Here is an 8,330-nt window from a genome sequence, read left to right on the forward strand (position 1 = left end):
TTGACCGATCCGCCTACGCCAACCTTGCGAATCATCCATAAAGAATCAGAGGTGATTCGCCTTGTCCAGAGGCACGGCGAAAATTGACGCGCGCCTTTCCCGTCGCCGGGCCCCCCGGCCTTTCGCCCGGCCAGGAAGATGCCGCCGTCCGGCGCTATGCCAGTGTCCGCTCGACGATGTCACGCAGGTCGCGGGAGAGGCCCTTTTCCTCGGCGATGCGGGCCAGGGTCTTGCGGGCTTCCTCGCGCCGCCCCTGTTCGAGCGAGCGCCAGGAGCGGAAGGCGACCGCCAGGCGTGCGGCCACCTGCGGATTGTGCCCGTCGAGTTGGAGAACCGTGTCGGCAAGGAGCCGGTATCCCGCCCCATCGGCGCGGTGGAACCCGCTCTGGTTGCTGCTTGCGAAGGTGCCGACCAGCGAGCGCACGCGGTTGGGATTGGTCAGCGAAAAGGCTGAATGGCCGGTCAGGCGGCGCACCCGCTCCAACGTGTCGGGACCGGGGATCAGCGCCTGCACTGCGAACCATTTGTCGAGCACCAGCGGTTCGCCGCGATAGGTCTCCTCGAAGGCGGAAAGCGCCTCTTCGGCCGCTTCGGTGCGGGAGAACTGATGGGCGAGCACGGTCAGCGCGGCGGCGCGATCCGTCATGTTGTGCGCGGTCTGGAACTGGCGTGTCGCCAACGCCGGGTCCGCGGCGCCGGCGGCGAGATACTCCAGCAGAACATTGCGCAGCGCTCGCCGGCCGGCACTTTGCGCATCAGGACTGAAAGCGCCGCTATCTGCCAGCTTTTCATAGAGTTCTTCGAAGATTCCGACCGCTGCCTTGGCGATCGCCTCACGCAGCGCATTGCGCGCCGCGGCGATGGCGTCGGGATCGATGTTCCTGCCGATCTCACGAGCGATGTCGGCTTCGGCGGGCAATGTCAGCGCCAGGGCTCGATAGGCCTCCTCCAGGCTTTCATCCGCTGCAATCTCTCCTGGACAGACAAGCAGCGCTGGGTCGAAATCCGGCTTCTTACCGCCACGGATGGAGGCCGTAGCGTCGATCAGCGCCTCGGTGAAGAGCGTGTTGAGCGCTTGCCAGCGCGAGAAGAGGTCACTGTCGTTGCGGGCAAGAAAGAGGCGATCCTGACGGGACATCTCGAAGGAAAGCGTGACGGGAGCGGAAAAGCCGCGGTTCAGCGAGACGGCGGGTCGGGTCTCCACGCCCTTGAACCGGACCACCTGGCGCCGCTTGCGCAGGTGGATGACTCCGTCTCTCACCCGTGCGCCCTCGGCACCTTGGAAGTCCATGTCCTGTCCGTCGGCTCCCACGAGCCCGAAGGCGAGGGGGATGTGCATCAGCCGCTTGCGCGTTTCCGACGGCGTGGCCGGCACGGATTGCTCGAGCTCGAGCGTCAGTTCCTTCGCCTTCGCGTCATAGTGGCTGCTGGCGGCGACGTTCGGTGTCCCCGCCTGATGATACCACAGCGCGAATTGCGACAGATCCAGGTCCGATGCGTCCTCGAAACAGCGCAGGAAGTCCTCGATCGTGACCGCCTGGCCGTCATGGCGCGCGAAATAAAGATCCATGGCGGCCCGGAACGTCTCGTCGCCGAGAACGGTGTGCAGCATGCGAACCACCTCGGAGCCCTTCTCGTAGACGGTTGCCGTGTAGAAATTGTTGATCTCCCGGTAGCGCCGCGGCCGCACCGGGTGGGCTAGCGGACCCTGGTCCTCGGGAAACTGGTGCGCGCGCAGGGTGCGCACCTCGGCAATGCGCTTGACGGCGCGCGAGCGCTGGTCGGCGGAGAATTCGTGATCGCGGAAGACCGTCAGCCCCTCCTTCAGGCAGAGCTGGAACCAGTCCCGGCAAGTGATTCTGTTTCCGGTCCAATTGTGGAAATACTCGTGCGCGATGATCGCCTCGATATTGGCGTAGTCCGCGTCGGTTGCCGTCTCCGGGTCCGCCAGCACATATTTGTCGTTGAAGATGTTGAGGCCCTTGTTCTCCATCGCCCCCATGTTGAAGTCCGAGACGGCGACGATGTTGAACACGTCGAGGTCGTATTCGCGCCCGAACCGCTCCTCGTCCCAGCGCATGGACCGCTTTAGCGCGTCCATCGCATAGGTCGGACGCGCTTCCTTTCCGTGCTCCACATAGATGCCGAGCGCGACGGGGCGGCCGGAGGCGGTCAGGAAGCGTTCGCGCACGCCGCTCAAGTTGCCTGCCACCAGCGCAAAAAGATAGGACGGTTTCGGGAACGGGTCGTACCAGACGGCGTAGTGCCAGCCATCTTCCAATTCCCCCTTGTCGACAGGGTTTCCGTTGGACAGCAAAAGCGGCGCTTCCGTCTGCCGGGCCTCGATGCGCACGTGGTATGTGCTGAGGATATCGGGGCGGTCGTGAAAATAGGTGATGCGGCGGAAGCCTTCCGCCTCGCACTGGGTGCAGTAGATCCCGTTCGAAAGGTAAAGGCCCATCAGCGCCTGGTTCTTGGCCGGCGCGATCCGTGTCACGATGGTGAGTTCGAACCGTGCCTGGCGCGGCAGCCGGCGTAGCGTCAGGCGGTCCTCCGTCGCCTCGTAGCAGGAGGGATCGACCGCCTCGCCGTCGATCAGGAGCCGCTCCAGCGTCAGCCCGTCCCCGTCGAGCACCAGCGGGGTGTCCGCCGCGACATTTTCCCTGCGTGCGACGGTCAGTTTCGCCGCAACGCGCGTATCGTCCGGGTCGAGCCGGAACACGAGCGCGACTTCAGGAATGTCGTAATCGGTGGGACGGTAGTCCTCGAGCAGGAACACCTGGCCGGTATCGGTACGCATACTCACTCTCCTGCCGGCCACCGCGTTTCCCGCCTCTGGCCCAACAATTTCACCTGTGGCTCTTTACACGATGCGGCCCGTCGACAAAACTGACTGCTCGATATGTTTCCCATCCTCCCGCATAACATCGCAAGGGGCTCGGTATGACGGCTTTCACACCGAAATTCGGCATGGGCGCATCCGTGCTGCGAAAGGAAGACGAGGCCTTTATCACCGGCAGGGGTCGGTACACGGACGACATCACGCCGGCGGGAACGCTGCACGCCTATGTTCTGCGCGCGCCCGTGGCGAAGGCGAAGTTCACGATGTCGTCAATCGAGGAGGCCCGCGCGGCGCCGGGTGTCCATCTTGTCCTGACCGCCGCCGAGACCGCGCATCTCGGCGACATCAGGTCCGGCGCCATGCAGGTACAGCCCGATGGCACCAAGGCGCCGACGCGCGACATTCCCGTTCTGTGCCGCGACCGTGTCCATTACGTCGGCGACGCCGTCGCCTTCATCGTCGCCGACACCCGCGCCCAGGCGCAGGATGCGGCGGAACTGATCGAGATCGATTACGAAGACGAGGAACCGGTTGCCGACACGGCGGCTGCGCTGGCCGAGGATGCACCGCTCGTCTGGCCGGAGCTCGGCTCGAACCAGGCTTTCGCTTACCGCATCGGCGACGAGGACAAAGCGAAGGATGCCTTCCAGAAGGCCGACCGGGTGGTGAAGATCTCCTTCGTCAACAACCGACTCGTCGCCAACTACATGGAGCCGCGCGTCGCCATCGGCGAATGGCGGGCGGAGGAGGACCGTCTCGTGCTGACCACCGGCTCCCAGGGCGTGCATCACATGCAGTCGACCCTGGCGGACCAGGTCTTCAACATCCCGCGCGAGAAGCTGCGCGTGCTCACGCCCGATGTCGGCGGTGGGTTCGGCACGAAGAACTTCGTCTATCGCGAGCACGCGCTGGTTCTGGAAGCCGCAAAGCGCCTGGGCCGCCCGGTCAAATGGGCGGGCGACCGCAACGAGCATTTCCTCACCGACAGCCAGGGCCGGGACAATGTCACGACGGCGGAAATGGCCCTCGACGCCGATGGGCGCTTCCTCGGCCTGCGCATCGAGATGTTGGCCAATATGGGCGCCTATATCCACCAGTTCGGCCCCTATATCCCGACCGGCGGTGTATCGATGTCGACCGGCGTCTACGACATTCAGGCGCTCGACGTTACCGTGAAGGGTGTCTACACCAACACCTGCCCGGTCGACGCCTATCGCGGCGCTGGGCGGCCGGAAGCCGCTTTTCTGATCGAGAAGCTGGTGGACGAATGCGCCCGGCAGCTCGGCCTTCCGCGCGAGGAAATCCGCCGGCGCAACTTCATCAGGCCCGAGCAGTTCCCTTACCGCACGCAGGCGGGGCGCCTCTACGACCGCTGCGAGCTGGACGCCCACATGACGCTGGCCATGGAGCGCGCCGGCTGGACCGAATTCGAGGAGCGGTTCGAAGAGGCAGAGAAGCGCGGCCGCATCCGCGGCATCGGCATGGCAACCTACATCGAGGCCTGCGCCTTTCCCGGGTCCGAGCCGGCCTATCTTACGCTCAACGGCGACGGTTCGGTGACGCTCGCCATCGGCACGCAGTCGAACGGTCAGGGCCACGCGACCGCCTATGCCCAATTCGTCGCCGAGAAGCTGAACATCGACATAGACAGGATCGAGCTTCACCAGGGCGATACGGACGAACTGGCCTCCGGCGGCGGCACCGGCGGTTCCCGGTCCATCCCCATCGGCGGGGTCTCGGCTGCGCGCGCCGGCGAGAACCTCGCCGAGAAAATCAAGAAGATCGCTGCCGAGGAGCTGGAAGCCGCCGCCGCCGATATCGAGCTGGTCGAGGGCACGGCCCGCATCGTCGGCACGGATCGCGCGATGGATTTCGCGTCCATCGCCAAGGCGGCGAAGAACCCGGACGATCTGAAGGGCGAGGGCGACTTCCACCAGGAGGAGGCGACCTATCCCAACGGCACCCACATCTGCGAGGTGGAAATCGATCCGGGCACCGGCAAGACGCAGATTGTCGCCTACACGGTGGTAGACGATTTCGGCGCCACGGCGAACCCGATCCTTCTCGCCGGCCAGATCCACGGCGGCATCGCGCAGGGGGCTGGCCAGGCCCTCACGGAGGAGACCGTCTACTCGGAGGACGGCCAACTCGTCACGGCGAGTTTCATGGACTATTCCATGCCGCGCGCCGACCTGCTTCCGCCGATCCATTTCGAGACCCGCAACGTGCCTTCGAGCACCAATGGTCTCGGCATGAAGGGGGCAGGGGAGGCCGGCACGGTCGGCTCCACGCCGGCAGTCCTCAACGCGGTGGTCGACGCGCTTTATCGCGCCTACGGCATCTCGCACATCGAAATGCCCGCCACGCCTTCGCGCGTGTGGCAGACTATCGCGAAGGCGCAAGGGGCAAGGTGAGTCGACAATCGGAAGGCTCCGGCGAAGAATGCCGGGCGGCGTGCGCCGTCCGGCCGGAGCGGTAGGACAATGGCAGTCGCGGCAACCGACATCGGCGGCGATCAAAGGCCCCTTGTCGGCATCACCCTGAAGATCATGTCCGTGACCGTCTTCGTGGTCATGTCCTCGCTGATCAAGTCCGCCGGCACGGTGCCCGCGGGGCAGATCGTCTTCTTCCGCTCCCTTTTCGCCATCTTCCCCATTCTGGTGATGCTGGCCTGGCAGCATCAGCTCGCCACCGCAATGCGCACCGAGCGCCCGGTCAGCCACGTTCTGCGCGGCCTGGTCGGCGTGACCGCGATGGCGCTCAGCTTCTTCGGGCTGACGCGCCTGCCGCTTCCCGACGCCATCACGCTCAATTACGCCCAGCCTCTGCTCGTCGTCGTCTTCAGCGCGCTCTTCATCGGCGAGGCGGTGCGCATCTATCGTTGGAGCGCGGTGCTTGTCGGCTTCGTCGGCGTTGTCGTCATCGCCTGGCCCAAGCTCACCCTGCTGACCGGTTCCACCGGTCTGGAGGCAGGCCAGGCCGTCGGCGTGATCGCGATCCTGGGCGGCGCGGCCGCGTCCGCCGTCGCCATGCTCCTGGTGCGCCGGCTGGTCACGACCGAAAAGACGGCGACCATTGTCATGTGGTTCTCGGTCACGGCCACCGTGGTGTCGCTGTTCACCATTCCCTTCGGCTGGGCGCCGCTGACGTATTGGCAGTTTCTCGCCCTCACAGGTGCCGGGCTTTGCGGCGGCGTGGCGCAGATCCTGATGACCCAGTGCTACCGCTACGCCGAACTGTCGACCATTGCGCCCTTCGAATACACCTCCATGCTCCTCGCCATCGTGGTCGGCTATTTCGCCTTCGGCGATATCCCGACGCTCTACACGCTGGTTGGCGGGCTGATCGTCGTTGGCGCCGGCCTCTTCATCATCTGGCGCGAGCGCCAGCTCGGCCTCAAGCGCGGTGCCGCCAGGCGTTTCGTGCACCCGGGCGGGTAGCAGGGGCAAGGCCAGCAAGTGTCCTGCCATATGCTGTCCTACTCTGCCCTACTCGGCTCTCAAGAACCGCGCCGTCGCCTCGTCGGCCGGGAAGAAGCTTTCGATGGCGAGCTCCGAAAGCGTGACGTCCAGCGGTGCGCCGAAGACGGTCGTCGTGGTGATGAAGGAAAGCGTGGCAGATCCCAGCCGGAACCGGAAGGGTACCGCGATGCCGCTCGCCTTGTCGGTTTTCCGCCGGTGGCCGCCTCCGCCGGGATAAGCGGATAGCTCCTTTTCAAGTTCGGCGATGACGGGATCGGCCGCGAATTCGTTGAGACCGCGCAGGCGCCCCAGAACATGGGCATGCCATTCCGCAAGGTTGAGGATGTTGGGTGCCAGCCCCTTCGGATGGAGGCTCAGCCGCAGCACGTTGACAGGCGCTTCGAGCAGCGACTTGTCCTCGACTTCCGCCAGCAAGGGGGCGACCGCGCCGTTGGCAAGCAGCATCGTCCAGTGCCGGTCGATCGCCAGCGCCGGATTGGGCGCATGGCCGTCGAGGATCCGTTGCACAACGTCCAATGCGGGCTTGAGCGAGGGATCGCCGAGAGAGCGTTCACCGAAGGAGGGAGCATAGCCCGCCGCCAGCAGCAGTCGATTGCGCTCCCTGAGCGGAACTGAAAGCGTTTCGGCGAGCGTGAGCACCATGCCGCGTGAAGGCGCGGCGCGGCCGCTCTCGATGAAACTCAAATGGCGCTGGGAGATGCCGGCGTCCAGGGCGAGGTGAAGCTGGCTCAAACGGCGGCGCTGCCGCCATTCGCGCAGGAGCGCGCCCACGCTGTCCCCGGTTCTGTTCATTGCGGTCGTGTCTTGCATAAGCGGAGTGATAGTCCGGCACGCTGAAACGAACGATTACCTTCGAGGTAATCGCCACGCCGAACGGAGCGCGTCATGTTCCTCCTATTCGGCGGCGATTGAGCCGGCCGTGGCAAACCAAGGAGATCGAAAATGACGCTCACCATCTCTCCCTTTCTGCGCAAGGCACTTCTGACTGACGCGGTTGTCAGTGGCGCGGCCTCGATCCTGATGGTCGCCGGGGCAAGTTTTCTGGGTCCGTTATTGGACCTGCCGGCCGCGCTTCTGTTCTGGTGCGGCCTCGTACTTGTTCCCTTTGTCGCATTGCTTTTCGTGCTGGCGCGCCGGGAAACGACACAACGCCTTCTGGTGGTCGACGTCGTTCTCGTCAATGCGCTGTGGGTCGCCGCAAGCTTCGCGCTCCTGGCAATGAACTTTGTTGCGCCGAACACGCTCGGTGTGCTGTTCATCACGGGGCAGGCACTCGCGGTGGCGCTATTTGCACTCCTGCAAATCGCCGGCCTGCGCGCGGCCACGGCCATCGCTTGAACCACGGGCCCCGGTCAGTTCTCCGGCCGGGGCGATCCGCTTAGTTCCCTGAGCTTTGCCTTGATGGCCAGGAAGTCGCGCCAGGCGAGCCGCTTGTGTGCCGGATTGCGCAACAGATAGGCCGGGTGCAATGTCGGCAGGGTCGGGATCTCGAGTCCCCCGGGGGTGGTATGGACGGCCCAGTTGCCGCGCATCCGCATGATGCCGGTCTGTGTCCGCAGCAACAGCTTGGTCGACGGGTTGCCCAGCGTTACGAGCACCTTCGGGTGGGCCAGTTCGATGTGCCGCTCGATGAAGGGGCGGCAGATCTCCGTCTCGAGAGGCGAAGGGTCGCGGTTGCCGGGCGGTCGCCAGGGAATGACGTTCGAGATATAGGCGCTTGTCCGGTCGCGCCCGATCGCCGCCAGCATGCGGTCGAGCAGCTTGCCCGAGCGGCCGACGAAAGGCAGGCCCTGCAGGTCTTCATCGCGCCCCGGTGCCTCGCCCACCAGCATGAGATCGGCCTCCGGGCTGCCGTCGGCGAAAACGAGGTTCTTGGCCGTATATTTGAGATTGCAGCCGTCGAATTCGGCGAGAATCGCCTTCAGTTCCTCGAGCGAGCCGGCCTGGCGGGCAAGCTCGCGCGCCCGTGCCGCCTGCGCTTCGTCGGGGACGGCGGCGGGCGTGGC

At 65.2% G+C, this 8,330-nt stretch carries 6 protein-coding genes; 3 read left to right on the forward strand and 3 right to left on the reverse strand.

The window, feature by feature from the left end; translation table 11 throughout:
- Positions 1–154: 154 nt before the first annotated feature.
- The gene (gene pepN, locus ACFP9U_RS08525) at positions 155–2,800 is read right to left on the reverse strand and encodes an aminopeptidase N (protein WP_378620580.1); all 2,646 of its coding nucleotides are present in this window, start codon (positions 2,798–2,800) and stop codon (positions 155–157) included.
- 143 nt (positions 2,801–2,943) lie between these two features.
- Between pepN and ACFP9U_RS08530 the strand changes: the two genes are divergently transcribed.
- The gene (locus ACFP9U_RS08530) at positions 2,944–5,256 is read left to right on the forward strand and encodes a xanthine dehydrogenase family protein molybdopterin-binding subunit (protein WP_378620581.1); all 2,313 of its coding nucleotides are present in this window, start codon (positions 2,944–2,946) and stop codon (positions 5,254–5,256) included.
- A gap of 69 nt (positions 5,257–5,325) precedes the next feature.
- Entirely contained in the window at positions 5,326–6,282 is a 957-nt protein-coding gene (locus ACFP9U_RS08535) for a DMT family transporter (protein WP_378620583.1), read from the forward strand.
- Between the two features lie 48 nt (positions 6,283–6,330).
- On the opposite strand, the gene ACFP9U_RS08540 is transcribed toward ACFP9U_RS08535, so the two are convergent.
- Positions 6,331–7,116 carry a helix-turn-helix domain-containing protein gene (locus tag ACFP9U_RS08540; RefSeq protein WP_378620584.1) on the reverse strand — a complete coding sequence of 262 codons (786 nt, stop codon included), beginning with the start codon at positions 7,114–7,116 and terminating at the stop codon, positions 6,331–6,333.
- 150 nt (positions 7,117–7,266) lie between these two features.
- On the opposite strand from ACFP9U_RS08540, the gene ACFP9U_RS08545 reads away from it, so the two are divergent.
- Positions 7,267–7,662 (forward strand): hypothetical protein, encoded by a 396-nt coding sequence (locus tag ACFP9U_RS08545; protein WP_378620586.1) that lies wholly within the window; start codon positions 7,267–7,269, stop codon positions 7,660–7,662.
- 14 nt (positions 7,663–7,676) lie between these two features.
- Here ACFP9U_RS08545 and ACFP9U_RS08550 read toward each other — a convergent pair.
- The coding region (locus ACFP9U_RS08550) for a uracil-DNA glycosylase (RefSeq protein ID WP_378620587.1) at positions 7,677–8,330 on the reverse strand (654 nt) is incomplete at its 5' end.

It is taken from the genome of Nitratireductor sp. GCM10026969, from assembly GCF_042660605.1.
In the GTDB taxonomy this organism is placed as follows: domain Bacteria; phylum Pseudomonadota; class Alphaproteobacteria; order Rhizobiales; family Rhizobiaceae; genus Chelativorans.

What these genes read in the sequence shown, in the direction of transcription:
- ACFP9U_RS08540 (WP_378620584.1), bottom strand. Translation starts at nt 7,116, where the DNA reads ATGAACAGAACCGGGGACAGCGTGGGCGCGCTCCTGCGCGAATGGCGG.
- ACFP9U_RS08545 (WP_378620586.1), top strand. Translation starts at nt 7,267, where the DNA reads ATGACGCTCACCATCTCTCCCTTTCTGCGCAAGGCACTTCTGACTGAC.
- pepN (WP_378620580.1), bottom strand. Translation starts at nt 2,800, where the DNA reads ATGCGTACCGATACCGGCCAGGTGTTCCTGCTCGAGGACTACCGTCCC.
- ACFP9U_RS08530 (WP_378620581.1), top strand. Translation starts at nt 2,944, where the DNA reads ATGACGGCTTTCACACCGAAATTCGGCATGGGCGCATCCGTGCTGCGA.
- ACFP9U_RS08535 (WP_378620583.1), top strand. Translation starts at nt 5,326, where the DNA reads ATGGCAGTCGCGGCAACCGACATCGGCGGCGATCAAAGGCCCCTTGTC.